21 protein-coding genes are annotated in these 20,982 nt (G+C 71.9%); 8 read left to right on the forward strand and 13 right to left on the reverse strand.

Going from position 1 to position 20,982, the window contains the following annotated elements:
• Positions 1-96: 96 nt before the first annotated feature.
• Together EDD93_RS08525 and EDD93_RS08530 are read right to left on the reverse strand one after the other, a co-directional pair.
• Positions 97-762 carry a hypothetical protein gene (locus EDD93_RS08525; protein ID WP_123524585.1) on the reverse strand — a complete coding sequence of 222 codons (666 nt, stop codon included), beginning with the start codon at positions 760-762 and terminating at the stop codon, positions 97-99.
• A 27-nt stretch (positions 763-789) separates the two neighbouring features.
• The gene (locus EDD93_RS08530) at positions 790-1,245 is read right to left on the reverse strand and encodes a helix-turn-helix domain-containing protein (protein WP_123524586.1); all 456 of its coding nucleotides are present in this window, start codon (positions 1,243-1,245) and stop codon (positions 790-792) included.
• A 184-nt stretch (positions 1,246-1,429) separates the two neighbouring features.
• Between EDD93_RS08530 and EDD93_RS08535 the strand changes: the two genes are divergently transcribed.
• Complete coding sequence (locus EDD93_RS08535; protein WP_123527655.1) at positions 1,430-1,900, forward strand: DIP1984 family protein; 471 nt, start codon at positions 1,430-1,432, stop codon at positions 1,898-1,900.
• A gap of 311 nt (positions 1,901-2,211) precedes the next feature.
• Here the strand turns inward: EDD93_RS08535 and EDD93_RS08540 are convergent, their stop codons facing one another.
• A complete protein-coding gene (locus tag EDD93_RS08540) occupies positions 2,212-3,102 on the reverse strand; it encodes an aminoglycoside phosphotransferase family protein (RefSeq protein ID WP_123524587.1) in 891 nt (296 codons plus the stop codon).
• Positions 3,103-3,371: 269 nt separating this feature from the next.
• Complete coding sequence (locus EDD93_RS08545; protein WP_123524588.1) at positions 3,372-3,905, reverse strand: hypothetical protein; 534 nt, start codon at positions 3,903-3,905, stop codon at positions 3,372-3,374.
• 194 nt (positions 3,906-4,099) lie between these two features.
• Here EDD93_RS08545 and EDD93_RS08550 point away from each other — a divergent pair, with 194 nt between their 5' ends.
• A complete protein-coding gene (locus tag EDD93_RS08550; protein ID WP_148083843.1) occupies positions 4,100-6,499 on the forward strand; it encodes a hypothetical protein in 2,400 nt (799 codons plus the stop codon).
• A 238-nt stretch (positions 6,500-6,737) separates the two neighbouring features.
• Here the strand turns inward: EDD93_RS08550 and EDD93_RS08555 are convergent, their stop codons facing one another.
• Positions 6,738-7,349 carry a DUF6000 family protein gene (locus EDD93_RS08555; RefSeq protein ID WP_123524590.1) on the reverse strand — a complete coding sequence of 204 codons (612 nt, stop codon included), beginning with the start codon at positions 7,347-7,349 and terminating at the stop codon, positions 6,738-6,740.
• 57 nt (positions 7,350-7,406) lie between these two features.
• Positions 7,407-8,621, reverse strand: coding sequence for an MFS transporter (locus tag EDD93_RS08560; protein WP_123524591.1), 1,215 nt, complete (start codon positions 8,619-8,621; stop codon positions 7,407-7,409).
• 105 nt (positions 8,622-8,726) lie between these two features.
• On the opposite strand from EDD93_RS08560, the gene EDD93_RS08565 reads away from it, so the two are divergent.
• Complete coding sequence (locus EDD93_RS08565; protein ID WP_123524592.1) at positions 8,727-9,227, forward strand: helix-turn-helix domain-containing protein; 501 nt, start codon at positions 8,727-8,729, stop codon at positions 9,225-9,227.
• A gap of 27 nt (positions 9,228-9,254) precedes the next feature.
• Here EDD93_RS08565 and rox read toward each other — a convergent pair whose 3' ends face one another.
• The 3 genes from rox to EDD93_RS08580 form a co-directional block, all read right to left on the reverse strand.
• Positions 9,255-10,682 (reverse strand): rifampin monooxygenase, encoded by a 1,428-nt coding sequence (rox, locus tag EDD93_RS08570; RefSeq protein ID WP_123524593.1) that lies wholly within the window; start codon positions 10,680-10,682, stop codon positions 9,255-9,257.
• On the reverse strand, positions 10,682-11,674 hold the full coding sequence (locus EDD93_RS08575) for a nitronate monooxygenase (RefSeq protein ID WP_123524594.1): 993 nt from the start codon (positions 11,672-11,674) through the stop codon (positions 10,682-10,684). Before EDD93_RS08575 ends, rox begins: the two co-directional genes overlap by 1 nt.
• 135 nt (positions 11,675-11,809) lie before the next feature.
• On the reverse strand, positions 11,810-12,160 hold the full coding sequence (locus EDD93_RS08580) for a helix-turn-helix domain-containing protein (RefSeq protein WP_123527656.1): 351 nt from the start codon (positions 12,158-12,160) through the stop codon (positions 11,810-11,812).
• Between the two features lie 54 nt (positions 12,161-12,214).
• On the opposite strand from EDD93_RS08580, the gene EDD93_RS08585 reads away from it, so the two are divergent.
• Entirely contained in the window at positions 12,215-13,198 is a 984-nt protein-coding gene (locus EDD93_RS08585) for an NAD(P)-dependent oxidoreductase (protein ID WP_123524595.1), read from the forward strand.
• Here the strand turns inward: EDD93_RS08585 and EDD93_RS08590 are convergent.
• Complete coding sequence (locus EDD93_RS08590) at positions 13,167-13,994, reverse strand: alpha/beta fold hydrolase (protein ID WP_123524596.1); 828 nt, start codon at positions 13,992-13,994, stop codon at positions 13,167-13,169. The genes EDD93_RS08585 and EDD93_RS08590 overlap by 32 nt on opposite strands.
• Positions 13,995-14,186: 192 nt before the next feature.
• Here EDD93_RS08590 and EDD93_RS08595 point away from each other — a divergent pair, with 192 nt between their 5' ends.
• The gene (locus EDD93_RS08595; RefSeq protein WP_260255667.1) at positions 14,187-14,741 is read left to right on the forward strand and encodes a sigma-70 family RNA polymerase sigma factor; all 555 of its coding nucleotides are present in this window, start codon (positions 14,187-14,189) and stop codon (positions 14,739-14,741) included.
• Between the two features lie 65 nt (positions 14,742-14,806).
• Here the strand turns inward: EDD93_RS08595 and EDD93_RS08600 are convergent, their stop codons facing one another.
• Both EDD93_RS08600 and EDD93_RS08605 read right to left on the reverse strand, forming a co-directional pair.
• Positions 14,807-16,213, reverse strand: coding sequence for an MFS transporter (locus tag EDD93_RS08600; RefSeq protein WP_260255668.1), 1,407 nt, complete (start codon positions 16,211-16,213; stop codon positions 14,807-14,809).
• Positions 16,214-16,368: 155 nt separating this feature from the next.
• Positions 16,369-17,484, reverse strand: a complete 1,116-nt coding sequence (locus tag EDD93_RS08605; RefSeq protein WP_123524598.1) for a DUF4037 domain-containing protein — start codon at positions 17,482-17,484, stop codon at positions 16,369-16,371.
• A gap of 124 nt (positions 17,485-17,608) precedes the next feature.
• Here EDD93_RS08605 and EDD93_RS08610 point away from each other — a divergent pair, with 124 nt between their 5' ends.
• The 3 genes from EDD93_RS08610 (at position 17,609) to EDD93_RS08620 (ending at position 20,267) form a co-directional block, all read left to right on the forward strand.
• Positions 17,609-18,097, forward strand: a complete 489-nt coding sequence (locus EDD93_RS08610) for a MarR family winged helix-turn-helix transcriptional regulator (RefSeq protein ID WP_123524599.1) — start codon at positions 17,609-17,611, stop codon at positions 18,095-18,097.
• Between the two features lie 109 nt (positions 18,098-18,206).
• Entirely contained in the window at positions 18,207-19,688 is a 1,482-nt protein-coding gene (locus tag EDD93_RS08615; protein WP_185092250.1) for an MFS transporter, read from the forward strand.
• 60 nt (positions 19,689-19,748) lie between these two features.
• Entirely contained in the window at positions 19,749-20,267 is a 519-nt protein-coding gene (locus tag EDD93_RS08620) for a DUF2199 domain-containing protein (RefSeq protein WP_123524601.1), read from the forward strand.
• Here the strand turns inward: EDD93_RS08620 and EDD93_RS08625 are convergent.
• On the reverse strand, positions 20,264-20,956 hold the full coding sequence (locus EDD93_RS08625) for a TetR/AcrR family transcriptional regulator (RefSeq protein WP_123524602.1): 693 nt from the start codon (positions 20,954-20,956) through the stop codon (positions 20,264-20,266). The two genes, EDD93_RS08620 and EDD93_RS08625, sit on opposite strands and share 4 nt — an antisense overlap.
• Positions 20,957-20,982: the final 26 nt, after the last annotated feature.

Genomic DNA, 20,982 nt, shown 5'->3' on the forward strand with positions numbered 1-20,982 from the left:
AAGGTACCGGGACAACGGCCGGGACACCCCGAAAGGTGCCCGGCCGTCCTTCCGGCACTCCCGTCGGCACTGCTGCCGGCCGTCGCGCCGGTTGAGCTACTTGGCGGTGGGCGGCGTGGTCTTCTTGGCGGCCGGCTTGCGCGCCGGCGCCTTCTTGCCGACGGCGGGCGCGGGCTTGGCCTCCGCCTTGACGGCCTTGGCGGCGGGCGCGGGCTTGGCGGCCGGTGCGGGCCTGGCGGCGGGCTTCGGCGCGGCCTTGGTCCCGGCCTCCGCCCCGACGCCCGGCTTGGCCTGCGGCTTGGACTCCTTGCGCGGCTCGACGACGACGGCGATCTCGACGATCTCCTCGGCGGTCTCACCGCGCCAGGTGCGCACGGTCTGCTCGCCGCGCTCGGCGACCTTCTCGTAGGTCTCGCGGGCCCGGACCGCGTACTCGGCGGCCACGCCCACGCTGCGCAGCGCCAGGTCCTGGGCGCTCTCGCCCAGCTTCTTCAGATCGGTGTCGAACGCCCCGATCACCTCGGTGACCTTGGCCTGGAAGCTGGCCTGCGCCTCCTTGGCCTGCCCGGTCACCTTCTCCTGCACGACCTTGGGGTCGGTGTTGCGCACGGCCTCGATGCGCTCCGGCGCCTCGGCCCGCAGCTGCTCGATCAGCGCCGGAACCTTGCGCGCCTGCTGCACGGCGAGATCGGCCGTACCGGCGGCGAAGTAGAGGGGGGTCGGGTCGGTGAGGGTCTTGCGCAGGTCATCGGTGATGGCCATGACTGTGGTCCTCCCGGATCATCAGACTCAGTGTGAGGGTTTTGAAGGCTTTGAAGCTGTATCGGCAGCACTGCCGTCGGCATTGAAGGGCGCATCCGAACCGGACGCACTCCCCTCCTCGTCCCCGGGCCCGTCCTCGAACCCGTTCTCCTTGCGGAAGGAGGCGTAGATCTGCAGCAGCACGCTCTTCTGCCGCTCGTTGATCGACGGATCGGCCAGGATCACCGCCCGCGTCTCCAGCTCGTCCGGCTCCCGCTCGTCCAGGATCCCGGCCCGTACGTAGAGCGTCTCGGCGGAGATCCGCAGCGCCTTGGCGACCTGCTGCAGCACCTCGGCACTGGGCTTGCGCAGCCCGCGCTCGATCTGGCTGAGATAGGGATTGGACACCCCGGCGGCATCGGCGAGCTGCCGCAGCGACAGCTGCGCGGTGCGCCGCTGCTCACGCAGGTACTCGCCGAGACTGCCGACGTTGAGTGATGCCATGCCCCGATGGTGGACCCTCGGCGCTAACTTTTGCAAGCAGCCGCTTGCAAAAGTGTTCCGAACCACTCGTACGGGCCTGTGCTCCAGTGACCGGTCAGGGATTCTGTGGATCAAAGAAGACGCGCGTACGGGCTGGTTCGCACTCCTATACTCGTGCGAGCTCATGGAGGGGGAGGTGGAGACGGTGAAGCTTGCCGAGGCACTGGCAGAACGTGCGGAAGCGACGCGCCGGGTAGAACAGTTGCGGGCGCGCGTCGTCAGCAGTGCGCGGTTCCAGGAGGGGGAGACTCCCGCCGAGGATGCCGCCCAGTTGCTGGCCGAGGCCGGTGATGTGCTGAGCGCTCTGGAAACGTTGATCCGACGGATCAACCGGACCAACGCCACCGTGGAGGTGAGCCCCGACGGCACGCTCACCGATGCGCTCGCCCGCCGGGATGTCCTGCGGTTGCGTCACTCCTTGGTCACTGCTGCGGCGGACGCGGCGGCGGGTAGCGGCGAGCGGGGATACGGCCGGCAGCTCCGGTCCGAGCTGATGATGCTTTCCGCACTTCCGGTAGCGGAACTGCGCGGTCAGGCGGATGTTCTCGCGCGGGAGATCCGCGAGGTCGATGTGCGGATCCAGCGTACGAACTGGGAGGTGGACCTGCTGGACTGAGCAGTCCAGCAGATCCGGGCGATGTGGAGCAGGTAGCAGCTTCGGAGGCGTGCACACACCGAGGGCCGGCGGTTTTCCGGTCCACTCCTGGCGCGTGAAGAGCAACGCGGGGGTTCGACTCCCCATCAACAGTGCAGCTCAGCACGGCGTACAGGTAAAGGTGCACAGCACACAGCACATCACCACGTGCAGATCCGAAGCGGTGAGGGCGGGTTCGGGGCTTTCCACATCGCAGCACCACGGACAACCCAGTACTGGGCCGACGCTCCCGGGGCACGGGCACGGGCACGGGAAGTCGGCCGGGGGCGACCTCACTGCGTCGATTCCAGAATGCGGTCGAGTGTCCGGCGCCCCATGCGGCTCATCGTCGGATTGCTCGCGACGTAGTACCAGACGAGACCCATCGCCTGCTGGAACGCCCAGGCCCTGCCGCGCTCCCACTCCAGGTCGTCACAGGCGAGCGCCCGCCGGAGCACTGCCCTGGGTCCCGGCCCCAACAGGTGCCAGGCTCCGACCAGATCCAGCGCCGGGTCGGCCGGGCCGAAGCCGCCGGTATCGAGTACGCCACCGAGCCGGTCTCCCGCGACCAGTACGTTGCCGGGAGTCAGGTCACCGTGGCTCATCACGTCGGCGCCGGTGCGCGGCAGCTCCCGGAAGTGGCTCCACAACCGGCGCAGCCGGGGCACGTCGAGCAGCCCCTCGCTCTCCTCGAAGCACTTCGCCATCCAGTCAGCGTGGTGGGCGAGAACGCCGCCACGGCCTTCGCCGCCGAAGTGGCGCCCCAGCGTCCCGGCGCCGCGCAGGGTTGCGATGAAGGAGGCGAGGTCCCTGGCGAACGCGTCCGACCCGCTCGGGTCGGCATCGAAGGCGACCGTTCCCGGCAGCCATGTCTGGACCGACCACGGCATGGGGTAACCCGCCCCCGGCTCTCCCAGCGCGACGGGTTGCGGGGCGGGGAACCGGGACACCTGGGCCAGCTCCGCGCTCGACCGGGCCTCCTGTTCCAGAACCGCCAGCGCCTCGGCGGCATCGGCCGGCCGCAGTGGGAATCGCGCGGAGAGGTCGTTCCCGATACGGAAGATGGCGTTGACCGTCCCGGTCGATGCCACGCGCCTGATCGGCTTGCCGCTCCACCGGGGGAACTGTTCCCGGATCAAGGCCGCGACGATCTCGGTGTTCACGTCCACCTGGTCATCGTGCATGGTCAACCCCGCAGGCCCTTCGTCTGGTTGAGAACGCCGGATGCCGAGCGGGTCGTCCGGGACGTCGGCCGGTATTCCTGCGCCAGGGCCCGGATCGCGCCGGGACGGGACGCCGGGTCCCGGCGAACCGGCCTGCCTGCACGGTCCACCGCATGACTGACGGGTTCGATGTCGCTCAGGCTCCGCGCGACGGGGCACCCGGCAGGGCGCGGCGCCCTGGGTACGCGGACACTCGGAGCTGCCGGAGCTGCCGGGCTTACCCCTGGCCCCTAATCGTCATCCTCCTCGTCTTCGTCGTCGTCCTCGTCCTCGTCGAAGGGATCGGCGTAGATCGACGACAGCGTCTCCTCGACCGGGTCGCCGACTTCGTCCTCGGTGAGGAGGATCCGGCGGAGCATGTTCAGCGGGTACAGATAGCTCTCCGGGTCGTCGGGGGCGCCGACGCAGGGGTGATCGAGCGCGGAGGTCTCCCCGGCAGCTCCGAAGAACGGCTCCAGCTCCCCGCTGACGATGTCGGGGACGTACTTCCACACCATCTTCCGGTGGCGGCAGAACACCTCTCCCACGTACCAGATCGCGCCCTGGAAGAAGGGCGTCATGCGCTGGTCGGTGACCTCCTCCATGCTGCTCGCCGTCTGCCGGATCAGCTCGTCCAGGGCCTCCAGGGAGGCCGGGGTGAAGTCCAACGCGGTCGCGAAGGCGATCTGTTCGGCCCATCCCTCGTGGGCGTCCCGGCGCTCGTCCATCCACCTGAGCAGGCCGGGGTGCCGGGTCGGGTCGTACGTCTCGTCAGGTTCGGTCATGCCGACGACGGTATCGCCAACCACGCGCGCAGAGCTGCTGAATTGGCGCTCGAAACGCCCAACAACCCCTTGTGCAGGCGGCGTTGACAGCCCCTAGTGTGTTGAACGGCGGTCGGCTAAAGCTGACACGGGGGCCCGACCAGCCGCCCGCCCGAAACACCCAGGTCCCATGGCCCCCACGACCAGGGACACGTATGCGAACACAGTTATCCATCCGTACCCGGCTCCGGCGACGCCTGGCTTCCTGCCTCGCGGTCACCTCGGCGGTCGGGATGATGCTCGTCGGCGTCACCGGCACCGCGAACGCGGCGCCCGGCGACTACGCCAAGGTCACGTCCGGCGGACGCTGCGACAAGATGCACCTCGGCAAGACGCTCCCCCGCACCCCGGACAACTCCGGAGCTCCCACCGGTCAGCAGCACTGGGTCAAGGGCGGCGCGGACGAGGAGTACTACTTCAACCTCGAGTTCAAGGGCTTCGAGAACGTCCCCGCGCCGACCCGCGCCGACCTGAACAGCGTCGGGAACACCGACGCGGACGTCAAGAAGTGGGATTCCGCCTATCGCACGTCGCGGAACCCCGAGGACATGAAGCGCGCCATCTGGTCCCGCTACGCCCGCTACATCCAGGGCAAGCCGTCCCCGAAGGCGTTCAAGTCGTGGGTGCCGCAGAACCTGATCGGCGCCCAGCACTCCCGGGAGAAGGGGGGCGTCTTCGAGCGGAAGGCCGTCCAGGACTTCAACCTCGTCGGCCCCGACTGGCAGTGCGAAGTGAAGGTCGAGATCTTCGACAGGAACGGCAACAAGATCGCGTCCCGGCGTTACGACGCCTACAACCAGCGCACCGGCGAACTGGGCGAGTTCAAGGCCGACGGCAAGCGGAAGACCAGCCAGTTCAAGAACGACAAGATCATCCTTCGCCACCGGGACGCGAAGTACGACTTCACGAAGTCAAAGTTCACCATGTTCGCCGGGGAGAAGCCCAACAGGGCCACCACCAGGGAGTACGCGGCGGAGAACGCCAAGCTCCGCGCCGAACGGGGCTCGGGCAACAACCCGATCCGGATCGCGGAGCGGCGGGCGACGGCCAAGGGGCTGTGGCCGCAGACGAAGTACACCAAGACCTACCCGGTCTTCAACCCTCGCCCGAACACCGGCACCCAGGGCCCGATCAACTCCACGGCCTACGACTCCGGGAGGAACCCGGCGCAGGCGCGGCAGATCCAGAACCAGTACAACCAGATGAACACCCGCGGCGCCCTCGGCCGGGGCCCCGGCGGCGTCGACTTCTCCACCCTGGAGCTCCAGTACGTCGGCAGCCCCGTCAAGGGCAAAGGGCTGGACTACAGCATGAAGGCCGACTTCATGCCCGACGAGGACAACAACCCCGGCTGGGGCGGGCAGGCCAAGCTCGAACTGGCCTCGGACGCCCTGTTCACCTGGCTGGCCCTCACCCCCGACCGGCAGTGGGTGAACCTGAATCCGGACCAGCCGGACAAGATCATGGACAAGGGGTTCGGGGGGACCGACGCCGGACGCGTCCTCCTGGAGGCCGACATGGAGATGAAGCGGGACTTCTCCCGCGCCATGGACCCCAAGAAGTCCCCCGGCAAGGAGTTCATGAACGCCGCCCCCAAGGTGGACGGGGTGCCGTGCTGGGGATCCGGCCGCAACTGGATCGTGCCCGGCCGGGCGAAGGTCCGCGAGCAGGACGGCGGCATCTACATCCTCGACGCCCCGCTCAAGCTCAACCACGCGGCGATGGACTTCGACACCCCTGTTCAGGGCGAGGACTGCTCGAAGAAGCTCAGCAAGGCGGAGAACGAGCGCAGCCACGAGCTGATCACCCAGTACCTCGTTCCGCACGTGGAGAAGCAGGTCAACACCGAGAAGAAGTACGCCGACCTGCGCCGCGTCTACAAGTCCCGGGTGGCCGCCGAGTGGATCCGGCAGCAGGACGCCAAGAAGGCCACCGACTTCCGGCCCATCATCAACAGCAACAGCCTCAAGCGGTGGCCGCTGCGGGGTGAGAACGCCGACTGGGACAGCCGCACCGTGTGGAAGGAGATGGTGAAGTCCTTCACCGAGGGCGACTTCACCTACGAGTGGCCCCTCGGCGACGGACGGGTCTACACCTTCTTCGTCGGCGGCGTCGACTTCTCCAAGGCCCCCAAGCGCAACGTCACCCCTGCGGAGTTCCAGCTCCAGCACCGGCGCCTTCCGCAGACGACGAAGGACAGCGTGCGGGCGCAGACCTCCGAGCGGGACGCCGAGGTGACGTTGCTCGGCGGGAGCGGGTCCGCGAAGACCGACGGCGGCAAGCCCGACCCCACGCCGTCCCCCACGGACACGGGGAAGCCGACGCCGACGGACGCCCCGTCGACTCCGGCGCCGGATCCCACCACCCCGGGCCCCGGCGACACCCCCAAGCCGACCCAGCCCACGGCGAAGGACCCTGACGGCAACCTCGCCCACACCGGGTCGGATGTCCCGGTCGGCCTGATCAGCGCCATCGCGGCCGCCGCCGTCGTGGCGGGCGGAGCACTGGCGTGGTGGATGCGCCGGCGCAAGGCGGACACCACCAGCACCAGCTGACACCAACCCGCGTTCGCGGCTGCGTCTGTTGCCGTTACGGCTGTCGCTGTTACGGCTGTCGCTGTTGCGGCGGCTGCGGCTGCGGGCGGCCCCGATGGCGCAGCGGTCGCCGCGCGGAGCGTAGGCGGAAGGCGGTGCCACCGGCTCGACCGGTGACACCGCCTTCCTGCGCGTCCTGGCGGTTTCCCGGGCGGATGCGTGTGGCCGCCGTCATGCGGGACGGCCGTGGGGCCCGCGGTCATCGCAGTCCGACGCATTCGTCGGCCAAGGCGCAGAGCCGGCGGATCAGGCTCACGTACCCGGCGGGGTCCGTGGCGGGCCGCGCATGGGGCGCCGCATCGAGCCACTCGTGCCACAGGCCGCCCGGGGCCAGGAACGGGGCGGCATGGTCCGCCCCGAGGTTCAGGCCGGTGAACACGAGGGCGCCCATGACCACGGGCTGGTCGTAGCCGAGGTCGGGGCGGCGGAGGTAGCGGTCGAGGTAGGCCGCGAGCAGCTCGGCGTCACGCGGTGTGCCGAAGCGGGCCAGGGACACGCAGTACGCCAGACCCGCGCAGCAGACCGCACTGGCCAGCAGGAGCTCCCCGAGGCGCTCACGGAATTCGGTCCGGTCGGAGACCGCGATGAGCCATGCGGCGGTCCTCCGCTCGCGCCATCCCCCCTCCAGGAGCCTGTCGATTTCGTGCGGGGTGACGCGTCCCGCGTCGCTCCCGAGATCTCGCACGAAACGGTCGCGCTCAGGGCCGTCCAGACGCAGCGCGCTGCCGCCGAGTCTCAGGTAGCGCCGCTCCGGCGTGACGTAGCGGCGTACCAGGGACCGCAGTTCGGTGTCCTCGTGGGCATGTCTCATCGCCCGATCCTGGCTCTCCGGCACGTCACCGGGCCAGCCCTTTGCCCACGTCGTGCATCACCGGGCCGGCCCCTTCCCCACGTCGTGCAGGGGGCCGGGGCCCCGCCGGTCCGGGAGCCGCCGGGCCGCTGCCCACACGGCCAGGGCGGCGAGGGCGTAGGCGGCGCCGAGCAGGCAGGAGGCCGGCCAGCCCTCGGCGGCGTAGGCCCAGGTCGTGGTGGTGGCGCCGAGGGCGGAGCCGAGCGAGTAGAAGGCCATGTAGGCGCCGATGACGGTGCTGGAGCGTTCGGGGTGCGCGGCGGTGAGGAGGTGCTGGTTGCTCACGTGGACGGCCTGGACGGCGAAGTCGAGCAGCACGACGCCCGTGAGGAGCGGCCACAGGCTCGGGGCCGTCCGGGCGGTGAGGGCCCAGGACACGGCCAGCAGCGCCAGCGACCAGCCGGTGACGGCCTGGGCGCGCCCCGCGTCGGCCCAGACGCCCGCCCGCGCGGCGGCCACCGCGCCGATCAGGCCGGCCAGGCCGAACAGCCCGATGGCCGCCGTACCGAAGTGCCACGGCGCGGCCCCCAGCGGCAGGGCCAGCCCGCTCCACAGCGTGCCGAAGGAGGCGAACAGGAAGAACGCGATCAGCCCTCGGCCTAGGAGGAGGCGGTCGGTGGCGACGAGACGCCCCGCGCCGGCCAGGACGTCCCGGTAACGGGCCCGCGCCGGACGGGTGTCGGGGTGCAGTGTCACGTGGGCGAGCAGGGCGAGCGCGAGGCAGAGCGCCGCGAGTACGGCGTAGACGGCCCGCCACCCGAGGCTGTCGCCGAGTACGCCCGCGAGCAGACGGACGCCGAGGATCCCGAGCACCACGCCCGAGGTGACCGTGCCGATGTTGCGGCCTCGCTCCCCTGCGGGCGAGGTGGCCGCGACGTAGGCGACCGTGATCTGCACGACCACCGCGAACAGGCCGGCGAGCGCCAGGCCGGCCCCGGCGGTCGCCGCGCCGGGCGCGAGGGACGTGATCGCCGCTCCCGTACCGGTGAGGACCAGGTGCCCGACGATCAGCCTGCGCCGGTCGAATACGTCCCCGAGGGGCACCAGCAGGACGAGCCCGGCGAAGTAGCCGAGCTGGCCGGCGGCGACCAGCCGCCCCAGCGCCGGCCCGGCAAGCCCGAGGTCGCTGCCTGCGGACTCCAGCACCGGCTGGATGGCGTAGATCGTGGACACCGCCACCGCGCACACCGCCGCCAGGACGAATCGCCGGCCGTTCGTCATCGTTGACGGCATGCCGCCCACCCCTCGATTGGTTTTAATATGCAACCAATGGAGAGTAAGGCGTCCCGGCGTGAGGCACAATGGTTTCAATCTGCAACTCACGCGAGGGAGGGTCCGATGACGGACGCGGTACCGGCCGAGCGGGACCGGGAGGACACGCACCGGACCGGTCAGGACTGGACCGGTCAGGACTGGACCGATCCGGCGTGTCCGGTCGCGCGCGCGGTCGATCTCGTGGGCGACCGCTGGAGCCTGCTCATCGTCCGGGACGCGATGGACGGCGCGGCGTCGTTCACCGACTTCCGCAACCGCCTCGGCGTCGCCCGCAACATCCTCAGCGACCGGCTCCGCAAGCTCACCGCGCACGGCGTCCTGGCCACGAGCACTCCGCCCGGGGCCAAGCGCCACACCTACCGGCTCACCGACGCCGGCCAGGAGCTGTTCACCGCCGTCGTCGCGCTCAGGCAGTGGGGCGAGCGCCACGCCTTCGCGCCCGGCGAGGACCACTCCGTCCTGCTCGACGACGCGGGGCGGGACGTGCCCCGCTTCCACGTTCTGGACCGGAGCGGCCGGCCGGTCACGGCGGCGACATCACATGTGCGCAAGGCCGGTGAGTGACGCGGCCGGAGCGCCCGGCCCGCACCCTCAGCCGGCCGCCGCGCCGAACCACCTGGCCAGCACACCGAGCAGCTCCCGCTGATCCTCGCCGGCCCACGCCACATGGCCGTCCGGCCGCAGCAGCACCGCGGGGACGTCCATTTCCCCGCCGCCGTCGACGACATGGTCGACACGGTCCGCCCAGCCCGCCACCGAGAGAGCACCGGTCCGGTCGAGCAGCAGCCCGCGGCCCTCGTGCAGCAGCGAGTAGAGGCGTCCGCGCCCCAGTTCCACGTCCCGCATCCGGCGGCCGAGCAGTTCGTGGCCCTCGCCGAAGTCGTAGCGGACCCCGACCGCGGTGATCATCCCGGTGATGTAGGCGTTGACCTCGTCGAAGTCCATCAGCCTCCCGAACAGCTCCCGCAGTGCGGCCGCCCCCGGGTCGGTGCCAAGCAGCGTGCTCTGCGCACGCGTGTTGACGAGCACCTGGGCGCCCACCGGGTGCCGTTCGGCGTGGTAGCTGTCCAGCAGCCCCTCCGGCGTCCAGCCGTTGACCGATGCGGCCAGCTTCCAGCCGAGGTTGAAGGCATCCTGCACCCCGAGGTTGAGCCCCTGACCACCGTTGGGCGGGTGGACGTGCGCGGCGTCGCCGGCCAGCAGCACCCGGCCGACCCGGTACCGCTCGGCCTGCCGGGTGGCGTCCCCGAACCGGGACAGGCCGCGCGGCGAGTGCACACCGAAGTCGGTGCCCGCCACAGCCCGCAGCCGCTGCCTGAACTCGTCGAGGGTCGGCACGGCCGTACGGTCCTCGGCCACGCCCTTGGCCGGGACGACGACGCGGTACGTCCCGTCCCCGTTCGGCACGGCGCCGAAGCGCAGTTGGGTCCTGCGGACCCGTGCCACGATCCCGGCGACCACCTCCGGGTCCTCGGTCATCTCCATGTCACCCAGCAGCGTCTCGGTCCTGGCGGGCTCGCCGGGAAATCCGACGCCGAGCGCCCGGCGCACCGTGCTGCGGCCGCCGTCGCAGCCGACGGCGTAGCGCGAGCGCAGCCGCGTGCCGTCCACCAGGTCGACGCGCACCCCGTCCTCGTCCTGGCTCAGCCCGGCCACCTCGCGGCCACGCCGGAAATCCGCGCCGAGTTCGACGGCGCGCTCACCGAGCAGCCGTTCGGTGACCGGCTGCAGCGTGGAGAGGCCGTACGGATGCGCCGTGTCCAGCCCGTCGGGCCACGGCTTGCGGATGCCGCCGAAGAAGCCGCCGGCCTGGAACTTCTCGCTCACCGCGAGGAACCGGTCCAGCAGTCCGCGCTGGTCCATCAGTTCGACGCTGCGCGTGTGCAGTCCGCGCCCCCGGGCCTCCCCCGTCGGCCCGGACAGCTTCTCCAGTACGACCACGCGCACGCCGTGCAGCCGCAGTTCCGCTGCCAGCATCGAACCGGTCGGGCCCCCGCCGACCACGATCACGTCGGACATCACAACCCCTGCGACCCCTCGCGCCCGCAACCCGTTCCGCTTCCCGCCCGCCGCAGCGCCCGGACGGCCCCGGCCGCCAGCGCGGCGACGACGTCGGCCGCGGGCGGCACGTCCGTGATCAGGTCGATGTCCTCACCCGCCCAGACCGGCGCGGGCGGCACCTCGCCGTCCGCCACATCGGCCTGGTACCGCTGCCGGGCCCCGGGGTCCGCCGCGAGTTCCGCCTCCCGGTCCCGCCACCGGTCGAGGTAGGGATGGCCGAGGGTGCGAGCCGTGTACTTCGCCGGCCACCGGGACCCCCGGGCGATGTCCAGGACCCGGCTGCGCTCGGTGTCCTGCCCGCGCCCCCGCACGATCGCCTCGGTGGCCGAGGGGTCGGTGAGCGCCTCCGCCGTGGCCTGGAACCGGGTCCCGACGAGCGCCCCCGCAGCGCCCAGGGCCAGGGCCGCGGCCACCCCCCGGCCGTCGGCGATCCCACCGGCCGCGAGCACCGGGACGGGCCCCGCCAGGTCCACCACGACGGGCACGAACGGCAGCGTGGACCGCCCGTGCCGGGCCCCGTGCCCACCGCTCTCGGTGCCCTGCGCCACGATGACGTCGGCGCCCAGGTCCACCGCCTGCCGGGCCTCCTCCAGGTCCGTGACCTGGATGATCAGCGCGGCACCCGCCGCACGGACCTGTTCGGTGAACGGGCCCGGATCCCCGAACGACAGCATCACCGCCCGGGGCCCGTACTCCAGCGCCCGCCCGACCCCGCCGGCGTCCACCGCCCAGCTGAGGAAGCCGACGCCCCACGGCTCCTCGACGTCCGCCATGAGCGGCAGTTCGCGCGCCAGCCAGTCCGGGTCGCCCATCCCCGCGCCGAGCAGGCCGAGCCCGCCGCCGCGCGAGACGGCCGCCGCCAGCGCGCCCCCGGCCGACCCGCCCATCGGCGCCAGTGCGACCGGGTGCCGTACACCGAGCAATTCCGTGAACGCAGTAGACAGCTCCATGCCCCAAGCATCGCTCGTACCCACCTTTTTGTGGGTACTTGGCAGCCGAACCCGCCGGGGCGAACCTGGATACGGAAGACGGCGGAGCAACGCACCGAGCGGGAAGGAGGATTCGGGAGGAGAGGGCGCGTCCGGTCAGGACGCCGAGGCGGAACCGGTCAGCCGGTCCAGGCGGCGGTGCCCCCAGTCGGACAGCGGCCCCAGCGTCTCGGACAGTTCCCGCCCGAACGGGGTCAGCGAGTACTCGGTCCTGAGCGGCAGTTCGTCGTACACCTCCCGGTGCACCAGCCCGTCGTCCGCCATCTCGCGCAGCGCCTGCGTCAGCACCTTCTCGCTGAGCCCCGGCAGCTGCCGCCGCAGCTCCCCCGGGCGGCACGGCCCCGACTCCAGCAGCCAGAGCAGGGCGGTCTTCCACTTGCCGTCGATCACCGCGATCGCGGCCGTCACTCCACAGACATTCAGGTCCTTCGCACGGCTGCGCGTCATCTCGGTCCGTCCACCGCCTTCGTCCACGTTCTCAATGATCAATGGAGTTGAACCATGTCCACGTTCTCGTCCACGTCTTCGTCCACGCCCTCCGGACAGTCTGCCGTGACCGTGCTCGGCCTGGGGCCGATGGGCCGTTGTCTGGCCCGTGCGTTCCTCGACGCGGGCCTCCGGACCACGGTCTGGAACCGGACGCCGGGCCGGGACCGCGAGCTGCTCGAACGCGGTGCGACGGGCGCCCCGTCGGCCGGGGAGGCGGTCGCCGCGAGCCCGCTGACCGTGGTGTGCGTCGTGAACTACGACGCGGCCGACGCCGTCCTGCGCGACGACGCGGTCACGGCCGCGGCCAAGGGGCGCACGGTCGTGAACCTGAGCGCGGACACCCCCGACCGGGCCCGGTCCACCGCGCAGTGGGCCGCCGGACACGGCATCCGCTACCTGGACGGCGCGATCATGACGCCGACCACCACCATCGGCACGCCGGCCGCGGTATTCCTCCACAGCGGTCCGGCGGAGCTCTACCGGGAGCACCGGCCGGTACTGGACGCGCTGGGCGGCAGCCACACCCATCTGAGCGAGGAGATCGGCCGGGCGGCCGCGTACGACGTCGCGCTGCTGGACGTCTTCTGGACCGCCATGACCGGCTTCGCACACGCCCTGGCGATAGCACGGGCGGAAGGGATCACGGCAGGCGAACTGGCCCCGTTCACCCAGGGGATCGCCGCGATCCTGCCCCCGATCTTCGAGCAGTACGCACGGGCGCTGGACGACGGGGACTTCTCCGGCGACGACAACCCGCTCACCTCGGCGGCATCCTCGATGGCGCACATCGCCCACACCTCCGAGTCCCACGGCATCGACGCGGGCGTGATGCGCGCGGCCGGGGAACTCGCGCGGCGGGCCATCGACGACGGACACGGCGCCGACGGCTTCGTCCGGGTCGCAGAACTCCTGGGCCGGGCAGCCCCGTTCACCCCGCCCGCCCCGCTCACCCCGCTCACCCCGCTCAGCCAAGGAACGCCGCGACCGACGAGGTGAACCGGCCGGCGTCGTCCAGCCACGGATAGTGCCCGGCCCCCGGCTGAACGACGAACTCCGCGCCGGGGAACAGCGCGGCGAACCCGGCCACCGCCGAAGGGGGACTGTTCAGGTCGAACTCCCCGGCGAGCAGCAGGACCGGGGAACCGAAGCCCGCGAGCGCCGCACGGGTGGCTCCGGGATCGAAGGCGCCCTCGGCCCCGAAGCCGGCGACGGCCTCCGGGTTCTGCGGCCGGCTCGCCGCGGAGTGCTCCCGCGCCGCCGCGTCCCAACGGCCGTAGAAGAACGGGGCCACGGCCTCCCGGTCACCCTCCGCGCCCCGGGTGAGCGCCTCCAGCGCGGTGATCGCCTCCGGGTACCACGGCTCGCCCTTCCGGAGCGCCGCGAGCTCCATGCGCTCCTGCCCGGTGATCTCGATGCCGACGGCCCGGGTGCTGGGGGTGATCAGGGCGAGCCGGCCGACGCGCTGCGGGAACCTGGCCGCGTACAGCGTCGCGATGTTCGTACCGGCCGAGTGCGCGAGCAGGTCCGTCCGGGGCAGGCCGAGGTGTTCGCGCAGCGCCTCGACGTCGTCGACGAGCCGGTCGCACCGGTAGGAGGACGCGTCCTGGGGGACCGCTGACCGTCCGGTGCCGCGCAGGTCCGGGACGATCAGGCGGCGGTGCGCGGCCAGGCCGCCGAGTTCGCCCAGGTAGCGGGAGTCCGCAGGGCCTCCCGGAACGCAGAGGAGCGGGGCGCCGTGCCCGTACACGCGGTAGGCGAGCAGGGTGCCGTCGGATGCGGGGAAGGTGGTCATAGAAGCGATCGTGTCACCCATAACCTGGTTATACAACTGGGTTATGGGTGGCGGATCAGGGTATATAACTTGGTTGTGGCAGGTGGAGAGAAGGACACGCGGACGACGGCCCAAGATCCCGGGAGCTCCGGGAGCTCAGCGACGCCGGCTGAGGAGCTGACCGAGGCGCAGGCGGCGCGGATGCTCGCCGGGATGAACGACGTCATCCGCGCGGGCGAGGAGATGCGGCAGCTCCGCGCCGAGATGGTCAAGGTCTTCATCGGCTTCGGCTGGACCCAGGAACGTATCGCCCGGCTCACCGGCATGAGCCAGCCCGCCGTGTCCAAGCAGGTGGCCAAGTACCGCTCCACCGACCCCGGGCCGCCGCTGGACCTCGCCCTCGGACAGGGCGACGCGGCCTGGCTCGAAGGGCGCCTGTGGGCGCTGGCCGAGGACATCTCCGAGACATACGAAGATGCCGCCCGCTGCACCTCGTACGTCAGCGCCCTCGCCCGGGGCAGGAAGCGGTTCACCCCGGAGAACGTCGACGGGCTGCGGCGGCTCGTGGAGGAGGACCTGCGGCGGAACGCCGGGGAGCCGGCCGGTAGTGGCGGGGAGCCGCTCCGGGCGCACCGGCGCGCGTACGACGAGATCAGCCGCGGCCTCGACCTGCCGTCCGGCACGGCGGCCACCCCCGCCGGTCCGGCCTCCGCGCGCCGCGCCCTCGCCCACCGCATCCAGCGCGACCGGCTCAGGGGCTCCGCCTGAGCCCTGGGCGAGGCGCGACTCAGCCACCGGCGCTGGGACCCTGGGGGCACTGCGGGCCCGGAGACTCAGCCGGCGCTGCGGGCGCGTACAGCCAGGGCGGCTGCCAGGACGCTCGGTACGAGCAGTACGCCGAAGGCCGCGGCATACCCGGCCAGGTCTGCGGAGCCGATGCCCAGGAAGAGGTTGAACAGGGCCGAGGACACCCCCATGACCGCCATCTGGCCCAGGTTCTGACTGGTCTGCATCGCACTGCTCGCATACCCCTGCCGGCCCGGCGGACTATGCGTGAGCGAGAGCAGGGTGAGGGATGGTGCGACCATGCCCATGCCGATGGCCGCGAGGACCATGGCCCCGGCGGCGGTGAGCGCGGGCGTCCCGGGGAGCGTCCCGGCCGCGGCGATCACGACCGCCGCGCCCATCACCAGCGAACCGGCCGTGATCATGCGGTGCCGGGAGACCCGCCCCTGAAGGCGGCCCTGCAGCCAGGAGGCGCCCGCCCAGGCGATGGCGGCGCCGGTGAACGCCAGCCCCGTCCGCACGGGCGGCACATGCCGGGCGGTGTCGAGGAGCAGCGGCACGAAGGCCTCCAGCGTGAAGTACGCCCCCGACGTCAGACCGCGCAGCAGCACGGCGGCGGGCAGCCCTCGCGCGGCGCGCCAGGTGCCCGGCGGCAGCAGCCGGGGCGTGAACACCACCAGCAGCGCCACCCCCGCCACCCCGAACAGCAGATGGCGCAGGTCCCAGCCCGAGACGGCGTACTGCCCCAGCGCCGCGCCCACGCTCACCGCGGCGGCGACCAGAAGCGCGGGACGCGGCACCCGGTCAGCCGGCCGCGCGTCGGCCGGGTCCGCGGGGGCCGACTGCCAGGAGCGGCTGCGCAGCAGCAGCACCACGGCCAGCGAAGGGATCACGGTCAGGGCGGCCAGGCCGTAGAACACCACCCGCCAGGACCACCAGTCGGCCACCAGCCCGGCCAGCGGCGGGCCGGTCAGCGAGGGGATGATCCAGCAGGTGCTCATCAACGCCAGGGCGCGCGCCCGCAGTCGGTCCGGGTAGGCGTGGGCGATGGCGGTGTTGATGGCCACCGCGATCATTCCGGCCGCCACCCCGTCCAGGAAGCGGCCGGCCGCGAGTTGCCAGATGGTCGTGCTGGTCGCCGACACCACCAGGGTGACCACCGCAAGCACCACACCGGCCGCCAGCGGACGCCCCGCCCCGGCGCGGTCCGCCCAGTCGCCGCCCAGCACCCCTCCGAGCAGGCTCGCGGCGACGAAGCAGCCCGCGACCAGCGGGTACAGGTGAACCCCGTCCAGCTCCCGGGCGGCCGCCGGGAGGGTGGGCACCACGGCGAGCGCGGCGAACCCGGTCAGGAACATCACGGCGGCGAAACCGATGGTCGCGGGCGCGTAATGCCGGGAGAACAGGCGCTCCTCGACAGCCGCCTCCGGCTGCACCGGGGCCTGCCCGGTCACCGCCCTCCGCCCGTCGCCGGAACGGTGGCCGACCGGGCGCGGGGCACCCGTATCAACTCGTCGCGAGACACTTCCGGATCATGGGTCACGGGCGCCAAAGCTATGCGCGCGGCGCGGCGGCCTGCCACTCCTTTTCCGCACCGCCCCGGAGGGGTTCATCTGCCGGTCACGGCCGCCTCCGCCGCCCGGAGCGCTTCGCCGCGTTCACTCATCAACAGGTCTGTGCTGTCCGCCCATTGGTCCACGGAACCGGTCAGCGGCCGGCTGCGCAGTTCCGGATCGGTGACCGAGGCGGCGAGCGGGCGGGCGAAGCGTTCGGCGTGCAGGACCAGGAACGGCCTGCCGTGGTATGGGCGAGGGGACGGGTCCACCGGTTCGACGAGGCCGCTCTCGTTCTGGCGGATCGCGACCGCCCGGTACGCGGCGCAGAGGTGCCGTTCGCGTTCCGGGTAGCCGGTCGCCGCCAGCGCGCCGCGCAGGGACGGCAACAGACTCTCCGCCGAGTCCAGTTGGGCGAAGGCGCTGCCGAGCCATTTGCTGTACGGCGCGTACCGCCGCTCCAGGAGCAGCGCGAGGCGCATCAGATCGCGCACCAGCCGGCCCGCGACGACGGCCGAGCCGAGCTCGTCGCCGACCTCGGCGCAGCGCCCGACGAAGGCCTCCTCCTGGGAGATCCGCTGCCACTGGCAGGCCAGCAGATACCGCCACACCTGTTCGGGGTACCAGGCCAGCCGCCGCCGTGCGGTGGTGAGGAGGCCGGGGCCGTCGTGGAACACCGCACCGCCGGTGATCCCGGCGAGCCGCTGCTGGGGCATCGCGAGCCAGTCCCGTACGCCCGGTTCGGCGGCCGACGCGTCGAAGCCGGTCTCCCGGGTCAGCCGGCCGGCGATGTCGTGCGCGGCCACACGGTGGTTGACCGGCCCGTCGGTCGCCTCCATGTGCCCGACCGGGTCGAGCGGGTCGTCGGCGGGACGGAAGTGGGTGGGCCAGCCGCGGATCTCCTTCGGGAGCCGGTCCGCCAGGAGCCGCCGGATCGCGTCGCCGTGGGCCGCGAGGTCCGGCGCCGTGAGGAAGAGGTCCAGCCGGGGGCCCCAGTCGTGGTCGGCGGACCGGGCCGTGTCGAAGCCGAGTACCTCGGAGCCCGGCCCGATCCGCGCGGCGGCGTAGGGCAGCCCGGGGAAGGCGGCGTCCAGGAGCGGCCGCACCGCCTCCTCGTAGAGGATCCGGGAGAGCTCCAGACCGGGCAGGAAGGCGGCTTCGGAGTGGCTCATACGGCAACTCTGCCGGGGCGGAATCCGATCGGCCAGCCAATATCCCCTGGCTGCCGAGGGGCACCTCCCGGGAAAGTCCGGTTGCGGACAATCCATCACAGACCGAATTGTTACCCTGGCGGACATGACCGCCATGGCACCCACGCGCACCGCACCGGACCTCTCCTACTTCCTGAATCACACCAGCCACGTCCTGCGGACCCAGATGTCGGCGGCGCTCGCCGAGGTCGGGCTCACGCCGCGGATGCACTGCGTCCTGGTCCACGCCCTGGAGGAGGAGCGCACCCAGATCCAGCTCGCCGAGATCGGCGACATGGACAAGACCACGATGGTGGTGACGGTGGACGCCCTGGAGAGCGCGGGCCTGGCCGAGCGCAGGCCGTCCAGCCGGGACCGCCGGGCGCGGATCATCGCCGTCACCGAGAAGGGCGCGACGCTCGCCGTACGGAGCCAGGAGATCGTGGACCGGGTGCATCAGGGCGCACTGGCCGAACTCGACAGCGGCGACCGCGCGGCACTGCTGCGCGCCCTGGAGCAGCTGGCGGGCGACCGGCTCTCCACTCCGGCCGAGACCCCCGGGACGGCCCGCCGGGCCCGCCAGAGCCAGAAGTAGCCGGTCGGCCGCGGCCCCCTCGAAGACAGAGAATAGAACCGAAAGAAATAGTCCGCAACAAAACCTTCTGTTAGCGTCTCTCCTGTCGACCCACCGTCAGGAGAGCCCGATGTCTGCCCCCTTGCCGTCTTCCGCGCCCACCTCCGCACCCGGCTCCGCACCCGCATCCGCGCCACCGGCCACCGCCCGAACGCGGGGGCTCGCCCTCGGTGTGATCGCCACGGGCCTGCTGATGACCGTGCTCGACGGCTCGATCGTCAGCGTGGCCATGCCCGCCATCCAGAACGACCTCGGGCTGTCGCCCGCCGGCCTCAGCTGGGTCGTCAACGCCTACCTGATCGCCTTCGGCGGCCTGTTGCTGCTCGCCGGCCGGCTGGGCGATCTCATCGGCCGCAGACGGATGTTCCTGGCCGGCACCGCCGTCTTCACCGCATCCTCGGTGCTGGCGGGCGCCGCCGGCTCCCCCACCCTGCTGATCACCGCCCGCTTCCTCCAGGGCGCCGGCAGCGCCATGGCCTCCGCGGTCGGACTCGGCATCCTCGTCACGCTGTTCACCGAGAGCCGCGAACGCACCAGGGCCATCGCGGTGTTCAGCTTCACCGGAGCGGCGGGCGCGTCGATCGGCCAGGTGCTCGGCGGGGTCCTCACCGACACCGTCGGCTGGCACTGGATCTTCCTCATCAACCTGCCGATCGGGGTCGCGACGCTCCTCGTCGCGGTGCGCGTCCTGCCCGCCGACCGCGGCCCCGGGCTCGGCGCCGGGGCGGACGCCATCGGCGCGGTCCTCGTCACCTCGGGAGTGATGCTGGGCATCTACTCCGTCGTCGAGGCCGGGTCGTACGGCTGGCTGTCGGCGCACACGCTCGGCCTCGGGGCGCTCGCTCTGGTCCTGCTCGCCGCGTTCGTCGTCCGGCAGGCCACCGCCCGGACGCCACTGCTGCCGCTGCGCATACTCCGGTCGCGGAGCGTCTCGGGCGCCAACCTGGTCCAGATGCTCATGGTGGCCGCGCTGTTCTCGTTCCAGATCCTGGTCGCGCTCTACCTCCAGCGGGTACTCGGCCACGGCGCCGCCGCCACCGGTCTCGCCATGCTGCCCGCCGCCGTCGTCATCGGAGCCGTGTCACTCGGCGTCTCGGCCCGGCTGAGCGCACGGATCGGCGACCGCAACGTACTGCTCCTGGGCATCGCCCTGCTGATCGCCCTGCTCGGCCTGCTCACCCGGCTCCCCGCCCACGGGCACTACGCCACGGATCTGCTGCCGCTGATGTTCCTCTGCGCGGGCTTCGGCCTCGCCCTCCCGGCGCTCACCTCGCTGGGCATGTCGGGGGCGGGCGAGGAGGACGCGGGCCTGGTGTCCGGGCTGTTCAACACCACCCAGCAGATCGGCATGGCGGCGGGTGTGGCCGTCCTCTCCACCCTGGCCGCCTCCCGCACCGACACCCTGCTCGCCGGGGGCAGCGGCCGGGCCGAGGCACTGACCGGCGGCTACCACCTCGCGTTCGCGGTCGGCGGCGGGCTGCTCACGGCCGCCTTCGTCGTCGCGCTCACGGTCCTCGGCCGGACGCGGCCCGGCGTCCACCCCCGCGGCTGACGTCCCGGCTCCGCTGCCTGGACAGACGGCGGTATGACGACAGGCTCTAGGATCCCGCCCATGGCACCCGGACCCGGCTACACCTGCTCCCGCTGCGGCGGACACCACACGGAACTCCCGATGGGGTACTCGACCATGGCACCCGATGTCTGGGACGCGAGCCTGGAGAACGACCCCGACAGCATGCTCTCGACGGACCAGTGCATCGTCAGGCACGAGCACTACTTCATCAAGGGCCTGGTCGAGATCCCCGTGGCGGGCAGTCAGGAACCCTTCTCCTGGGGCGTCTGGGTGTCACTGAGCCGGGAGAACTTCGGCCGCGCCCTCGATGTGTGGGAGACCCCGGGCCGGGAGTCCGAGAAGCCGTACTTCGGCTGGCTGACCACCGAGCTGGGGCTCTACTCCCCCCGTACGACCAACCTGAGGACCAACGCGCACACCCGCGCGATCGGCCGGCGCCCGCTCATCGAGCTGGAGCCCACCGACCATCCGCTGGCAGTGGAACAGCGCAACGGCATCACGTTCGACCGGGTGCGGGAGATAGCCGAGGCGGTACATCACGCCGAGGACGGCCGCTAGGCGACGTCCTCCGGCACCGGCCCGAGCCCTGACCGCAGCTGCGCGAACCCCAGCTCGGCCGCATCGACCGCGTCCCCGTACACCTCGTCCGCGCTCTGCCCCTCGCTGATCCGGCGCCAGTTGTCCAGGGCCAGGATGCGCAGCACCGCGATGATCTGGCCCGCCGCCAGCCGGCCCGGCACCCCGTCCCCCAGTGCGCGGGCAAGGGCCGCCTCGGAGCGGCCCTGGTAGGCGTAGAGCCTGGCCACCAGGGACGGCGTCCCGTACAGCAGCCGGTGGAACGCCAGTACCGCGGGCACGTCGCACAGGCCGGTGACCGGGTCGCGGCGCTCCAGGCCGTCCAGGAAGTGGCGCCGCAGCGCGTCCAGCGGGGATTCGCCGTCCGCGCGAGCGACGACCACCCTGGCCGACTCGTCCTCGTGATCGGCGAACCGGTGCAGCGCCAGGTCCTCCTTGGACGGGAAGTACCGGAACAGCGTCGGCTTGGAGATGTCCGCGGCGGCCGCGACCTCCGCCACCGAGACCCGGTCGAAGCCGCGCTCCAGGAACATGGCGATCGCGGCGTCGGAGACGGCCTGGTACGTCAGCTGCTTCTTCCGCTCGCGCAGGCTCATCGGCGCGCTCGGCCCACGGGGCGCGTCATCGTCCGCCGCCTGGCCCGACCTGGGCTTCTCTCCGCTCATGAGCATGCAGCGTACGCTCTTGGCCCCAGCCG

The sequence above is a fragment of the Streptomyces sp. 840.1 genome, from assembly GCF_003751445.1.
Classification (GTDB): domain Bacteria; phylum Actinomycetota; class Actinomycetes; order Streptomycetales; family Streptomycetaceae; genus Streptomyces.